This is a genomic window from Acinetobacter sp. UBA3461, from assembly GCF_002381195.1.
In the GTDB taxonomy this organism is placed as follows: Bacteria; Pseudomonadota; Gammaproteobacteria; order Pseudomonadales; family Moraxellaceae; genus Acinetobacter; species Acinetobacter schindleri.
Genome location: NZ_DFRO01000049.1, coordinates 56,754 through 72,127, shown reverse-complemented (window position 1 = coordinate 72,127; position 15,374 = coordinate 56,754). Strand labels below are relative to the sequence as shown.

The 15,374-nt window shown below is 42.6% G+C and carries 11 protein-coding genes; all 11 read left to right on the top strand.

The window, feature by feature from the left end:
• The first annotated feature begins 432 nt into the window (after nucleotides 1-432).
• The 11 genes from B3D47_RS14760 to zorB1 all read left to right on the top strand — a co-directional run bounded on the left by B3D47_RS14760 (nucleotide 433) and on the right by zorB1 (nucleotide 15,370).
• Complete coding sequence (locus B3D47_RS14760) at nucleotides 433-1,302, top strand: YagK/YfjJ domain-containing protein (protein ID WP_286862803.1); 870 nt, start codon at nucleotides 433-435, stop codon at nucleotides 1,300-1,302.
• 104 nt (nucleotides 1,303-1,406) lie between these two features.
• On the top strand, nucleotides 1,407-1,685 hold the full coding sequence (locus tag B3D47_RS14755; protein ID WP_131273872.1) for a hypothetical protein: 279 nt from the start codon (nucleotides 1,407-1,409) through the stop codon (nucleotides 1,683-1,685).
• A gap of 22 nt (nucleotides 1,686-1,707) precedes the next feature.
• Entirely contained in the window at nucleotides 1,708-2,739 is a 1,032-nt protein-coding gene (locus B3D47_RS14750) for a DUF932 domain-containing protein (protein WP_250705892.1), read from the top strand.
• A gap of 175 nt (nucleotides 2,740-2,914) precedes the next feature.
• Nucleotides 2,915-3,973, top strand: coding sequence for a YqaJ viral recombinase family protein (locus B3D47_RS14745; RefSeq protein WP_286862796.1), 1,059 nt, complete (start codon nucleotides 2,915-2,917; stop codon nucleotides 3,971-3,973).
• Between the two features lie 197 nt (nucleotides 3,974-4,170).
• Nucleotides 4,171-5,055 carry a hydrolase or metal-binding protein gene (locus B3D47_RS14740; RefSeq protein ID WP_286862794.1) on the top strand — a complete coding sequence of 295 codons (885 nt, stop codon included), beginning with the start codon at nucleotides 4,171-4,173 and terminating at the stop codon, nucleotides 5,053-5,055.
• A gap of 79 nt (nucleotides 5,056-5,134) precedes the next feature.
• Complete coding sequence (locus tag B3D47_RS14735) at nucleotides 5,135-5,365, top strand: helix-turn-helix transcriptional regulator (RefSeq protein ID WP_168400537.1); 231 nt, start codon at nucleotides 5,135-5,137, stop codon at nucleotides 5,363-5,365.
• 265 nt (nucleotides 5,366-5,630) lie between these two features.
• Entirely contained in the window at nucleotides 5,631-7,904 is a 2,274-nt protein-coding gene (locus B3D47_RS14730) for a type I restriction-modification system subunit M (RefSeq protein WP_286862792.1), read from the top strand.
• The gene (locus B3D47_RS14725; protein ID WP_286862790.1) at nucleotides 7,904-9,265 is read left to right on the top strand and encodes a restriction endonuclease subunit S; all 1,362 of its coding nucleotides are present in this window, start codon (nucleotides 7,904-7,906) and stop codon (nucleotides 9,263-9,265) included. The genes B3D47_RS14730 and B3D47_RS14725 overlap by 1 nt, the downstream gene beginning before the upstream one ends.
• On the top strand, nucleotides 9,262-12,510 hold the full coding sequence (locus B3D47_RS14720; RefSeq protein ID WP_286862789.1) for a type I restriction endonuclease subunit R: 3,249 nt from the start codon (nucleotides 9,262-9,264) through the stop codon (nucleotides 12,508-12,510). The genes B3D47_RS14725 and B3D47_RS14720 overlap by 4 nt, the downstream gene beginning before the upstream one ends.
• Nucleotides 12,511-12,559: 49 nt before the next feature.
• A complete protein-coding gene (zorA, locus tag B3D47_RS14715; protein WP_034669814.1) occupies nucleotides 12,560-14,620 on the top strand; it encodes an anti-phage ZorAB system protein ZorA in 2,061 nt (686 codons plus the stop codon).
• Between the two features lie 18 nt (nucleotides 14,621-14,638).
• Complete coding sequence (gene zorB1, locus B3D47_RS14710) at nucleotides 14,639-15,370, top strand: type I Zorya anti-phage system protein ZorB1 (protein WP_034669816.1); 732 nt, start codon at nucleotides 14,639-14,641, stop codon at nucleotides 15,368-15,370.
• Nucleotides 15,371-15,374: the final 4 nt, after the last annotated feature.

Below are 15,374 nucleotides of genomic sequence, written 5' to 3'. Positions count from 1 at the left end.
TGGGGTTCAGCGGACGCTTACATTGCTTCACCATCTGATGAGAAAATCTATATACGAATTAGGAACATATCTGCGAAATACTATTCAGTTAAATTTCTGCGTTTGTCTTCCTAACTACTTACCGCATAACTTTCTTTTATCCAAAGATATCAGTAATGGATTAATAATTAATAGATTTAGCAAATTTGATCATTGGAGACTACTCAATTAGGTGAGTATCAGAAGGGAAATCTATAGGCCATAGCTCAATCTTTGCAGGTTAATTAAGATTATTAAATACAACTAATTATTAAATACAACTAAATATATCTATATGGAGACTAATCATTAGACTATTCATAGAGTTGTATACCTGACTAGATTCAACCTAAAAATTATATTCATACAGTTTAACCCTCTCATATGGAGCTATTTCCAGATTGAGTATTGAACATGAGTAAGCCAATTAATGAATCTAAACTAACCATCCAACTTGAAGTCGTCACTGAGCTATGGATTAGAGCTCATCGTAGACCGCATGATTTCTATTTAGAATTTGCTGAGCTTCTGACGGAATTAGATCAAGTGTACATACGGTCTTACGACTACTTCGGATATATCAATGCATGGTGTAATTGGTTGGAAGAGAATGACATTGCGGGTCTAAGGTTAGATGAACTCATTGAAGAGCTTAAAAGAAAATCATTTGCTGAGTATCAGCGATATTTTAAGAGTTATCAATCTGAACATCGAAGTGCTTTGAGACGTCATCGTGACAATGAGACACGGAATATTCGATCACTAGAAAGGAAAGCTAGGAGTGCTGTAGAGCGCTACTCAAAGACCGAGGTTGTTCGTATTGATTTGGGCTATATTAAAGAAAATCAACACTTGATCGGTATTGCTGATTTTTATGAGGATATGAAAGAGCTAAGAGCACAGATGAGCAAGCGGGAAAAGCCATTTAATGACCTGATAGATTTTGGTTGGGCCTTAGAGCAAGGAGTAGATAAGGGTTATCATTGTCATTTGGTACTGTTTTTTAATGGGCACGTTAAGCAGGATGGATGGGGTATTGCTCATCAAGTCGGAAAGGAATGGAAGAAAATCACAGGCAAGTTAGGATCATTTTTTAACTGTCATGATCCTGAGCAGATCCAAGAGTACACAGAGTTGGGTATTTTAGGTATTGGTCGAATTCACAGAAATAATCCTACTGAAGTGGAAAAGATGATTAATGCTGTACGCTATTTAGTACGGTCTGAAAAGGATGCGCAACATCTGCGTGTGAAATGCAAAGCAAAGATGCGGACATTTCAATGATTTGAAAATAATCTCAGATATACATTATCTAGATGAAAACGAGTTTTTTAACTTTGCAAGGCTTGCCAATCGGTGAGCCTTTGTCATTTCTAGAGGTATATATTATGAGTTTAAATTGTCCTTATTGTTTTTCGGATCAGGTTATTCAAGTGGTTAATCAGCAGGTGAGTGGATCTGATTCTACAGGTCTAGCCGCATCTGCATCGTTCGCAACTATCGGTGCAACCATTTCAAAGGGTTTACCTTTGCCTGTATCACCACTGCTTGGCGGGCTTGCAGGTGCAGTCATTGGTGGCCTATTCAGTAGTGTGTTTGATGAGCCTAAAAAGCCGATCACGCTGACCTATTATCACTGCAATCACTGTCAGCAGAATTTTCGTTGAATTAGCATAGGAGATAAGAACGATGGCACATCAAATCGAACAAATCGCCTATGTTGGCGAAACCCCTTGGCATGGTCTCGGTAATCAGCTGAGTCCGAATCAACCACTCGAAGTATGGGCACAGCAAGCCGGGATGGACTGGCGGATTGAATCCTCGAACGTCAGCTATATGGCACAAAATGAACGTGGTCAGAGCATTATCATGCCATTTGAAGAGCAGCGTGTCTTGTATCGTTCAGATACCCATGCACCTTTATCTGTAGTCAGTCAGCGTTATCAGGAAGTTCAGCCTAAAGAGATTCTGGAGTTCTACCGGGATCTGACTGAACAATCAGGCTTTGAGTTAGAAACCGCAGGAGTTCTGAAAGGTGGGAAGAAGTTCTGGGCTTTGGCACGTACCGGGCAAAGCACTGCATTAAAGTCTAAGGATGTCAGTAATGGTTATATCTTGCTGGCTACTGCGTGTGACGGCACGTTGGCAACGACGGCACAGTTCACCAGTATCCGGGTTGTCTGTAACAACACTTTAGCCATTGCTCTACGTGGACAGAGCAGTAGTGCAGGTGTAGTGAAGGTTCCACATAGTACCAAGTTTGATGCAGAGAAAGTGAAGCAGCAATTGGGTATTTCAGTTCGTGCCTGGGATGAGCACATGTATGAAATGAAACAACTCACACAGCGTAAGGTGAGTCAGCAGGAAGCCAAAGCTTACTTTGATGCCGTGTTTAATAATAGCACCATGTCAATTTCCGATCCTGAAGAAAACATCATTCAATTTTATCGTAATGTCGCGCAGCAAGTTCAGGAGAAAAAGCCTGAACCCAATGGTCGTGCCATGAATAAAGCTTTAGAGATGTTTAATGGACAAGGACGCGGTGCTGACCTGTCATCAGCGAAAGATACAGCTTATGGATTACTTTGTTCGATCACGGAATTTGTGGATCATGAACGACGTGCCATGAGTACCGACCATCGACTGGATTCAGCCTGGTTCGGTGCAGGTGCGGGTGTGAAACAACGAGGATTAGAGCAAGCACTTGCTTTGATCGCCTGAAATTAACTGACTCACTCATGTCGAAATCAAGTCACCCCAAACAAATGCTAGTCATAGCACTCATGTAACCCCTCTCAATTAAAACAGCAAGCAAATCGCCATACCCGACCTCGTGTCGGGTATGGCTTTTTTATGCATTTCTTTTACAGAGATCAGAATTTATAAGGATAATTCCATGAATCAAATTGTATCTATTTCCCATCAGCCTACGACTGTAGGATCAAAGATCGTAGTCAATCCAACTATCACCACTAAACGCTCAACAGTAGCCAAGCGGCTGGTCAACACCAAAGATATGGCGTATCAAGATTGGCTTGAAGTCCGTAGGCAAGGCATTGGCAGCAGTGATGCCGCGACTGCCTGTGGTCTTAATCCCTACATGTCCATGTTAGAGCTTTGGCTGATCAAAACAGGTCGTCAGACTCAATCTATTGAAGATGAAAGTTCAGGTGTGGCACCGTTGTATTGGGGTAAGCAGCTGGAACCTTTGGTGGCAGAGTTCTATAGCATGCACACCCATAATAAGGTGCGACGGATCAATGCAGTACTTCAGCATCCTGATCCCGATAAATACTTTATGTTAGCCAATCTGGATTACAGCGTGGTCGGCAGTGATGAAGTCCAAATTTTGGAATGCAAAACAGCAGGTGAGCATGGAGCAAAATTGTGGCGTGATGGTGTGCCTTTATATGTGCTTTGTCAGGTACAACATCAACTGGCAGTAACAGGTAAACAGGCAGCACATGTTTGTGTCTTGATCTGTGGGCATGAAACCAAGATCTTCAAAGTGACACGATCAGAATCCGTGATTGAACATATTGTTCAAGCAGAACGATATTTCTGGGAATGCGTGGAAAAGGATACACCACCATCAGTCGATGCCAGTGAATCCGCAGCTAAAGCGATTCAACAACTTTATCCAGCGCATGTACCTTTAACCGTAGAGGATCTCTCGCAAAATGAAAATGCCAATTTGATGTTCGACCAGCTCATCAAAATGAAGGAAGAGATTCAGCATCAGCAGGAACGCTTTGACCAGCTTAAACATGAAATCCAGATGATGATGCAAGACAAGGAAAGGGCAGTCTTTGCTCATGGCTCAGTAGTCTGGAAGAAAGCCAAGGATTCTATCAGCCTCAATACCAAAGCATTGCTTCAGCACCAGCCAGAACTCATCGAGCTTTATCCACTTGAAAAGCAGGGCAGTCGTCGATTCAACATCTATACCGACTAAGTCCTATTTACACAGCACCAAATCAAAAATTCACAAAAATCGCTCCCCGCTCTCTACCCTTCGGTAGAGAGCAAATCGGTCGCGATCTCTGTAGCACTTTATCTGGCTCTACATTCTTTGGGTAGCTTATTTGGTCCTTGTTCCGACCTACATACATAGACCCAAATTTGTAAGGTAATACATTAAGGAATATCAACATGATTAAAGGTTTAGCAATTACTCCACCAATCTTGGGGCGTATCAGTATTGGTCGGATGATCGAGAAGAATGGCAAACGCCTACCGGAAAAGGATGACCAGTTCACCATTACTTCCCAGATTCAAAGCAAAGAAGGCTGGGTTAAACATCCACTGGATGATCAGCTTCGAGCCAATACGCCTAATCAAAAGCTACGCTCAATCCCTGTCAGAATGATCTTTAATGATCCTGATTTAAACCTGCGTGCAGAATACAGCCTGTTTGACCGACAGACTGGAAGACCTGTCTGTGTCGGTAATGGAGAAACCTGCCAACGTTTAACCAATCAAGGCGTGGAGCAACTTCCCTGTCCATCCCCTGATTTATGTCCATTGGCTCAAGGAGGGAACTGCAAGCCCTACGGGCGTTTGCATGTGAACTTAGATGAATCGGATGAGTTTGGAACTTTTATCTTTAGAACCACAGGCTTTAATAGTATTCGGACTTTGACTGCACGGTTGAACTATTACCATGCAGCTTCAGGAGGCTTGTTGTCATGTCTACCCTTGCAATTGATATTGCGGGGCAAGAGTACGACGCAAAGTTATCGTCAGCCAGTGTATTACGTGGATTTAACTTTAAGGGAGGGGATCAGTTTAAATGAAGCGATTATTCAGGCGAAGCAAATTGATGAGCAGAGTAAGCAGGCGGGGTTTTATCAGGAAGCTTTAGACTTTACCGCAAGGAAGGGTTTGGGGAATGGAAGGATGGACGTAGACATGGAGGAAGGTTTGGATGTAATTGAGGAGTTTTATCAGCCTGTTGAAGGCCAGCAGATTGAGGAGACTCAGACTGCATTTGATATTCAACAGGGATTGAAAGGATCAGTGACGGCTTTGAATTAAATCGAACAGGGTAAAACCTTACGAGATTGCCGTATCTCATGAGCGAGTTGCTCGAAATCATGAGATAGGAGTAAACATCATGAATGCATTTGTTGGTCAAACTTTCCCGATGAATCAAATCGTTAATATTAAAGATGTGGTTCAATTTACAAGTATTAGTCGAGCTAAAATCTATGAAATGATTAATGAGAAATCAAAATACTACGATCCTACTTTTCCAAAGCCTGTGCGACTAAGTGAATCTCGTATTGGCTGGTCAGCTTGGGAAATAAATCAATGGATTGAAGATAAGCTGGAAAATCGTGAATAAAAGTGGGGAGCTTCGGCTCCCTTATTTTTTGGTTTTCAGTAAACTATGGAAATGTTAAAAATCTAAAGAATAAAATGAATCAAGCCATTCACTACTACAATCAAAAGATGCTTTAAACGACATTTTTTGTCGCTGAGTGAAATCAATTCAGTGATTAATCACTATTTTTTTCCAAAAGTTCAACAAAATTTCAGTAAGATAAAGGTAAGCAAGTTTTCAGTTGATGCTACTGCGTCAAATAAGAACCAGGATTTTTCAGAACACTATGACCAACAATAACTTTTCACAAATCGCTTCTTTCATCTGGTCGGTTGCCGACCTGCTGCGTGGTGACTTCAAACAATCGCAATATGGTCGCATCATTCTGCCATTTACCTTGTTGCGTCGTCTGGAATGTGTACTGGAAGAAAGCAAGGCTGCGGTACTGGCAGAACATGAAAAAGTCTCCAAGCTGAATCTGCCAGAAGAAGCTCAAGAAAAGTTATTGCTGCGTGCCACCAACGGTCTAGCCTTCTTTAACACCTCCCCAATGGATCTCAGCAAAATGGGACAGAGTGACATCAAGGCCAACTTAAGCACCTATGTGCAAAGTTTCTCTAAAGATGCCCGTGAGATTTTTGAATACTTTAACTTCATCGAATTTGCGGGCCTCCTCGATGATGCCAACCTTTTGTATAAAGTCGTGCAAAAGTTTGCCACCACGGATCTGAGTCCAAAGAGCGTATCCAACCATGACATGGGTTTGGTGTTTGAAGAACTGATCCGTCGTTTTGCCGAAGGTTCTAATGAAACCGCAGGGGAACACTTTACCCCGCGTGACATCGTGCGTCTGACCACGGCACTGGTGTTTATGGAAGATGATGACGTCCTGACTAAAGACGGCATTATCCGTACCATTTACGACCCGACTGCGGGGACGGGTGGCTTCCTGTCTTCAGGGATGGAATATCTGCATGAGCTGAATCCAAATGCGGTGATGCGTGCTTTTGGTCAGGAACTCAATCCGGAATCCTACGCCATCTGTAAAGCCGACATGCTGATTAAAGGCCAGGACGTGAGCCGGATTAAACTCGGTAACACACTGTCGAATGACCAGCTTGCTGTGGATCAGTTTGACTACATGCTGTCTAACCCACCTTTTGGGGTGGACTGGAAAAAAATCGAACAGGACATCAAGGACGAGCATGAACAAAAAGGCTTTGATGGCCGTTTCGGTGCAGGCTTGCCACGGGTATCGGATGGTTCACTATTATTCCTGATGCACTTGATCAGCAAGATGCGTGATGCCAGTAGTAGCGAGAGCGGCAGCCGCATCGGGATTATCCTGAATGGTTCACCATTGTTTACTGGCAGTGCAGGCAGTGGTGAAAGTGAGATCCGTCGCTACATTTTAGAAGCCGATTTGCTGGAAGCCATTATTGCCTTACCGAACGACATGTTCTACAACACCGGGATTGCCACCTATATCTGGGTACTCAGCAATAAAAAAGCCGCTGAACGTAAAGGCAAGGTACAGCTGATCAATGCCTCCAACCTCAGTACCAAAATGCGTAAGTCGCTGGGTTCAAAACGTAACTATCTGACTGAAGCTGAAATTGCAACCATTACCCAAAATTACGGTGACTTTGTGGCGGTAGATACCTTGGCGCAGGATGGCGAAACCGAACAGCAAAAACCATTTGCTAGCAAGATTTTTGATAGCCATGAATTTGGCTACCGTCGCGTGACCATTGAACGTCCATTACGCTTATCGGCACAGATCACGGATAGCGCGATTGCTGCATTACGTTTTGCGCCAAAACCGTTTAATGCCGTGATGCAAAGTATCGATGCGCAATTGGGTACAGCGTGGACAGCAGAAACTTATGGTCAGTTGCAGGACGTGGCGCTTGAGGTCCGTGCCCTGATTAAAGCGGAATTCCCTGAGCTAAAAGAAAAAGACATTAAAGAGGTACTGGACAGCAAAATCTGGCTATTCCAGAAAGCCTTGATGGAAAAAGCCCAAGTGTTACAGAACGTGATTGGCACTGAGCAGTTTGATGACTTTAACCAGTTTGATGAAGTCTTGAAGAAAGCCCTCAAGCAAACCGACATCAAGCTGGATGCCAAAGAGAAGAAACAGCTGTTAGATGCCATCACCTGGAAAAATCCGGAAGCAGAACCGGTGATTAACAAGGTGCTGAAACAGGCCGAAAATCCGCTGTATGGCCAGTTCAACTACCAGGGCAAAGTGGTCGAGTTTGTGCAGGATGGCGATTTGCGTGATGCGGAGAATATTGCGCTGAATCCAAAAGTCAGCACCACAGAGCTGATTGAAGAGTATTTTAAACGTGAAGTACAGCCACACGTGGCCGATGCCTGGATCAATGCCGACAAGCGCGATGAAAAAGATGGCGAGATTGGCATTGTGGGTTATGAAATTCCGTTTAACCGTCATTTCTACGTGTACCAACCACCACGTGATTTAGCTGAGATTGATGCGGATTTGGATGCGGTGAGTGCCGAGATTATGCAACTGCTACAAGAGGTGCATTCATAATGGCAAAGTATCAGGCGTATGCAGAGTATAAGGATTCAGGGGTTGAGTGGTTAGGTGAGATTCCTTGCCATTGGGATTTAAAGCCGATCAAATATTTATTTGAAATTATAAATGGTTCAACTCCAAAATCTGGCGAAGAGACTTTTTGGGATGGTGAAATTACATGGATAACACCATCTGATCTGAGTAAATTGCGTTCCCAGGTTATTGGGGAGTCAATTAGAACTATTACAAAGAAAGGATTAGATTCTTGTGGCACAAGTCTTGTTCCAAGTGACACGATTATTTTATCTTGCCGTGCCCCAATTGGTTCATTGGCTGTCACAAGTAAAGAGGCTTGTACGAATCAAGGGTGTAAATCTCTAGTTAAAAAATACGATTTATCTACAAAGTTTTTCTACTACTATTTAAGTATATCTACTAAACAATTGAATAACTTAGGTCGTGGTACGACATTCTTAGAGCTATCTTCAGATGAGCTTGGGAGCTATGCTTTAGGTATTCCAAATGCTGAAGAACAAACTCAAATCGCTAATTTCCTCGACCACGAAACTGCCAAAATCGATAACCTGATTCAACAACAACAACAATTGATTGAACTGCTGAAAGAAAAACGTCAGGCGGTGATTAGCCATGCCGTGACCAAAGGACTTGATCCAAATGTTCCGATGAAAGATTCGGGTGTGGAGTGGTTAGGCGAAGTGCCGGAGCATTGGATCGTTGCAGGATTTAAGAAATATTTATCATCTATCGTGGACTATAGAGGTAAAACACCAGAAAAGGTAGATGAGGGAATATTTCTTGTCACTGCTAGAAATATTAAAAAAGGAAAAATCGATTACAGTCTTTCGCAAGAATATGTGTCTGACAATGACTATGACCAAATCATGAGTCGAGGTTCTCCTCTAATTGGCGATGTTTTATTTACAACAGAAGCGCCATTAGGAGAAGTTTCACAAGTGGATAGAACAGACATTGCACTTGCACAGAGAATTATTAAATTTCGTGGTCAGGACAACGTATTAGATAATACGTTCTTAAAATTTTTTATGATGTCTACCTCATTTCAAGATAGTTTGATGACGTTTGCTAGTGGATCGACAGCTTTAGGAATTAAAGCTGAAAGATTAGGTTATTTAAAACAATTAATTCCCCCATTAAATGAACAGCAAGAGATCGTTAAACATATTGAAAAGTGTGTACATCAATTTGATGGTTTAGAAAAAAAGATGCGTGATGCTATTTCTCTAATGCAAGAACGCCGAACCGCCCTGATCTCAGCCGCAGTCACTGGCAAAATCGACGTGCGCCACTGGCAATCGCCAACGGTTGCTGAGGCAGACACGGAGTTAAGCGCATGAATCTAGACGCCACCCGTGAAAGCATTTTCCAGAACGACATCATTCAACAGATGCTGGCTCAGGGCTGGCAACTCGGTACGCCACAAGGCTATAACCGTGAAACTGCCTTGTATGAGCAGGACGTACTCGACTTTGTACAGCAGACGCAAAGCCAGGACTGGCAGAAATTCCAGCGTATCTTTCCGAATGATACCGAACGGCATTTTCTAGAAGCCGTGGTTGCCCAGCTGAAGAAAGCCGACATCAATGCCACTGATGAACAGTCACGTAGCTATGGTACTTTAGGTGTGCTGCGTCACGGAGTTAAAACCCGCAGTGCCCGTTTTTTCCTGTGTCAGTTTAAACCTGAACATGCACTTAATCCGGATACCTTAGCCAACTACAATAAGAACATCTGCCGCATTGTACCGGAATTGGTCTATAGCCCGTATGCTACCGCTGCTGAGTTACAGGACATGGGCAAACAGGCCAAGAAATGGCGTATTGACTTGGTATTGTTCATTAACGGCTTTCCTGTTGCGACTCTGGAACTCAAGTCCGAGTTTAAACAGGCGGTGCAGAATGCCATGTTGCAGTACAAACGCACCCGGTTGCCGAAAGATCCAGAAACCAACAAGCCTGAACCCTTGCTGACGTTTAAGCGTGGCGCATTGGTACATTTTGCCGTGAGTCAATACGAAGTCTATATGGCGACCCAACTGGCCGGAGAAGATACTTTCTTCCTGCCATTCAATAAAGGCACGCATGACGGTGGCGCAGGCAATGATGTGCCAGAAGACCAGAATCAGTACGCTACGGCCTATCTGTGGAACGAAGTTCTCACACCGGACAATTTGCTGAATATCATTGGACGTTTTGTCCATCTGCAAATTGAAGAAAAAGAAGACTGGGAAGGGCGCAAGTACAAAAAAGAACTGCTGATCTTCCCACGTTACCACCAGTGGAATGTGGTCACCAAACTGATCAATGCCGCCTTAGAGGAGGGCACTGGACAGAAATATCTGATTCAGCACAGTGCAGGTTCAGGTAAGTCCAACTCGATTGCCTGGACAGCACATCAGCTGTCGACCCTGTACGATCAACACAATCAGAAACTGTTTGATTCGGTGATTGTGGTCACTGACCGTACCATTCTGGATGCCCAGCTACAGGACACCATCTACCAGTTTGAACATGCCGATGGCGTGGTCGGACGCATCAATAACAAAGAAGGCGATGGCTCCAAATCGGAAAAACTGGCCAAGGCACTCGAAACCTCACAGCCGATTATTATTGTGACCATCCAGACTTTCCCCTTTGTGCTGCGTGCGATTGAAAACAGTACCAATCTGAAACAGCGACGTTATGCGGTGATTGCCGATGAAGCGCATTCTTCACAAAGCGGCTCTACGGCACGACAATTGAAAGAAGTGTTGATGCTGGAAGAGCGCGAAGAGGATGCTGAATTGTCTTCGGAAGATATTCTGGATGCCGTGGTGGCTGCACGTAAGGGCAGTAATAACCTCAGTTACTATGCCTTTACCGCGACACCGAAAGACAAAACCCTGCAACTGTTTGGCCGTGTACCCAATCCTGAGCTACCACCCTCCAAGCAGAACAAGCCACAAGCTTTTCATGTCTACTCCATGCGTCAAGCCATTGAAGAAGGCTTTATTCTGGATGTGCTGAAAAACTATACCAACTATAAAGTGGTGTATAAGCTCAAACAGAAAATTGAAGAAGCCGACAAACAGGTCGATGCCAAAAAAGCCAAGATCAGACTGAATCAGTGGGTGCGCCTGCATGACCACAACATTTCCCAGAAAGTGAAAGTCATTGTCGAACATTTTAAAAATAACGTGATGGGCTTATTGGGTGGACAGGCCAAAGCCATGGTGGTGACCAGTTCACGTAAAGAAGCGGTGCGTTACAAGTTGGCCTTTGACAAATACGTGATGGATCAGGGCTATAAGTCCATTCAGGCTATGGTCGCTTTCTCGGGTGAGGTTGAGTTTAATGACAAGGATACCGACAGCAGTGGTTTAGTCGGGCAGACCTTTAATGAACGCAACATGAACCCGGGGCTAAAAGGACGGGAAATGCGCAAGGCCTTTGATAGTGATGACTATCAGGTGATGTTGGTGGCCAACAAGTTCCAGACTGGCTTTGACCAACCGAAACTGTGTGCCATGTACGTGGACAAGAAACTTGGCGGTGTGGAATGCGTACAGACCTTATCACGCCTGAACCGCACTTATCCAGGTAAGGCGGAATCTGGCACCTTTGTATTGGATTTCTTTAACGATCCTGAAGACATTCTTGGGGCCTTCCAGCCTTACTACCAAACCGCAGAACTAGCTGATGTATCGAATCCGGATCAGATCTTTGACTTGTTTGAAAAGCTGAAAGCTACCAAGATTTTTCTGTGGACGGAAGTTGAACAGTTTGTAGAAGCCTTCTTTACCAAGAACAAATCCAATGCTGCGATCAGTAATATCTGCAAACCGGCAGTTGAACGCTGGCAGAAACGTTATAGTCAGGCCATCGAAGCCTATAACACCACCCATGACATGCTGGAACGCTGCAAGAAAACCAATGATGCGGTGCTGATTGCCAATGCTGACAATGCCTTTAAAGAGGCCAAGTTGGAAAAAGACAAGCTGGAAATCTTTAAAAAAGACTTGGGAAGCTTTACCCGTTTCTACGAGTTTATGTCGCAGATCGTGGACTACGATGACAAAGAACTGGAGAAGCTCAGTCTGTATGCACGTAACCTGCGTCCATTGCTGCGTGAAACCGCAACGAAAGACGATGAGGTGGATCTAAGTAATGTCAGTATGAGCCATTACCGCTTGTCCAAGATCCGTCAGCAAGACATCAAGCTGAAAGAAGATGCCGAAGATTTTAAGCTAGAACCCGGCAATGACCTCGGTGCAGCCAAGCCACGTGATAAGAAAGAAGAATTCCTGTCACAGATCATTGAGCGTCTGAATGATGTCTTTATCACCGATAACCTGACTGATAAAGATATGCTGAACTATGCCTATACTGTACGTGACAAGCTGGCGGAAAATGAGATTGTGATGAAGCAGATTGCCAACAATACCCGTGAACAAGCCATGCTGGGTGATTTCCCGAAAGCGATGGATGATGCCATTCTTGGTAGCAGTGCCGCACATCAGGAACAGATGATGCAGTTGCTGTCTGATCCGGCGAAGGCCAGCATATTTGCACGGGTGATCTTTGATATGTTGAGCAGTCGATAATTTTTTAAACATTTTAGAATTAAATTTTTGAGTATAGGGGTGTATTGATATGTTGGCTTTTGCTGAATTTCTGCAGAATTATTTTATCATTCCTGTGGGAATGCTCATTTTTGTATTATGGATTGGGTTTAAATTCTATTCTAAATATATCAAACCTGCCAAAAAATTAAGTGGGCAATTATCAGTGCTAATTAATGACTTCAAAGGAATGGATAAAAACCCTAGTCGAAATAAGCATTCATTAGATGAAAAATTCGAAAATAATACGCCTTTAAAACATGCTTGGTTGAATTATAAAAAGTCTCTTCATGACATTTATGAAACTGTAGATGGAGAAGATGTACTAGGTTCCTCACGTGCAACAGTATCAAGTGATGTATTTTTTTCTCAATCAGTGATTGTGGATACCCCTTTAAGAGTTGAGTTTTATAAGCACTTGCCAGGTATTATCACTGGTGTAGGTATTATTGCTACATTTGCTGGCCTTCTATTTGGATTATTAGCTTTTGATCCTGCAGGTGATCCAGCAAAAGTTCAAGACAGTTTAGGCTTGTTATTAGGTGGGGTAAGTGAAGCATTCATGGCTTCTGCACTTGCGATAGGGACTGCAATGATTATCACTTGGCGCGAAAAATCGTGGTTGCGTCAGTGTTATGAACAGTTAGAAACTTTAACGACAGAAATTGATAAGCTTTTTGAAGCCGATTCTACTGGAGAAGAATATTTATCCAAACTTGTTAAATTATCGAAATCGAGCGAAAGCACTGCCCGTCAATTAAAAGATAGTCTAGTGAATGAATTAAAAGTCATGATGACGAATTTGGTTGAAGAAAATAAAAAGAATCAGATTGCCTTTTCTGCACAGTTAAGTGAAAACTATGCGAAATCTAGTCAGGATATGGCGACTCAGATTGGTCAATCGATTACGGATACCTTGCAAGCACCTCTAGATAAAATTGCGTCTAGCGTACAACAAGTGAGTGGTGACCAAGGTTCAGCCGTCCAAGAACTCATGACTGATGTGCTTACAGCCTTTATGAGTAAATTGGAGTCTACGTTTGGCAGTCAAATGACGGGCATGAATGAGATGATGACTCAATCAGTATCCGCCATGAAGGAGATGCAATTAGGTTTTTCCCAATTACTGACAGATATGAAAATTAATAGTGAAACTTCGACGAAAACATTAGAAATACAGATGTCGAAAATGATTGAAGATATTCAACAAAAACAAAATGAGATGTCTGATCAAATGAATTTAATGGTGGATCATTTATCTCAAGGTGCCGCAAAAATTGGAGAACAAGGCCAACATGCGATTGAGCAGTTAAATGGCAAAGTCTCGGAGTTGATAGGGAATCTAGGCGGAACGATGTCTGAGTTAATGTCAGATGTCACGAAACAGCGTACGGAACAAGATCGTGTAATTCTAGAAAATCAGCAAAAATTGCACGAACAATCATCTGCATTAATTGATAATTTAGGAACTGAAATTAAAGATTTGATTGCACACAGTCAAAATGCGGTCCAAGTCTATAAAGAAAATATTCAGAAATTATCTCAAGTGACAACGGATAGTATTACGGGTATGAATAACGGCGCTGAAAAAATGCGCTTAGCTTCTGAACAGTTTAATACTGCGGGCAGTTCTTTGATTACAGTGACTGATAAGACATCACAGCTAATTGCAGAAGTAAGTACCACCTCTACGCATTTGACCAGCGCAAGCAGCAATTTAATCTCTCTATTAAAAGACTATAAAGACTCACAAGAGAGTGTTAAACAGGCAATCAGTACTTTAGACGGTTTAATTAAACAAGCTCAAGCCGAAGTTGGTATGAGCAGTGAAATGCTGAAAGATATGAATCAGATGACAACTGCACTCAATCAAGTGAAGAAAGAAATGCAGGATTATCTTGAGCAAGTCAGTGATGTGTTGGTGAAAAGCTTTGAGAGTTTTGGTTCCTCTGTAGAAACCAGCTTAAATCATTCTTTAGGTGCTTTTGATAATACACTTGATCAAGCTGTAAAACGCCTTGCAACGGGTGTAGAAGGCTTGGGTAGTTTTGTAGAAGATCTGGAAGATCTCGTACAACAAAAGAAAAACTAATTTTGGGGTACATGATTAATGTTAGGTAACAGGTACTCTAAGAAACCACGTTCTAAAGATGAAGGTGAAAAACCTTTTTGGATTTCATTTGCTGATTTAATGACAGCATTAATGACCTTGTTTTTAGTCGTAATGGCTGTGTCATTAATGGTCGTAACGAAAAAAATCAATGAAGCAACTCAAGCTGAAAATCAACGTAGTTCAGAGATTATGGATATTTGTACTAGTATTCAAAATGATGCCGCGTTGAAAAACAAGATTATTGCTGTTGATTGTAAGGACAATCGTATCAACTTTGGAGAAGCTGGTCGGTTTGGCCATAATGACTACCGGTTAAATGCAGCAGGTGTAGAGGCATTAAATACGTTAGTACCCATTGTTTTAAATGCTGCTAATAGTGAAAATGGAAAAAAATGGTTTAAACAAATTGTGATTGAAGGGTTCACCGATACAGATGGTTCATATCTTTATAACTTAAACTTAAGTTTACGTCGTTCAGAATGGGTTATGTGCAGTTTACTTGATTCAAAATTTAGTCATGGGTTAAGTCTGAGTGATGCACAAAAGAACCAAGTTAAACAACTATTTTTGGCCGGTGGCGTTTCTTTTAATTCAGCTAAGGATAGTAAAGAAGCCTCACGTCGTGTTGAGCTACGGATGCAATTCTATGGTTTAAAAGAAAAGGAAAACGCTGAACCACAGCCACATTTCGTCTCATCTCCTGTTGAAACATGCCAATTGACACGGTGATAGT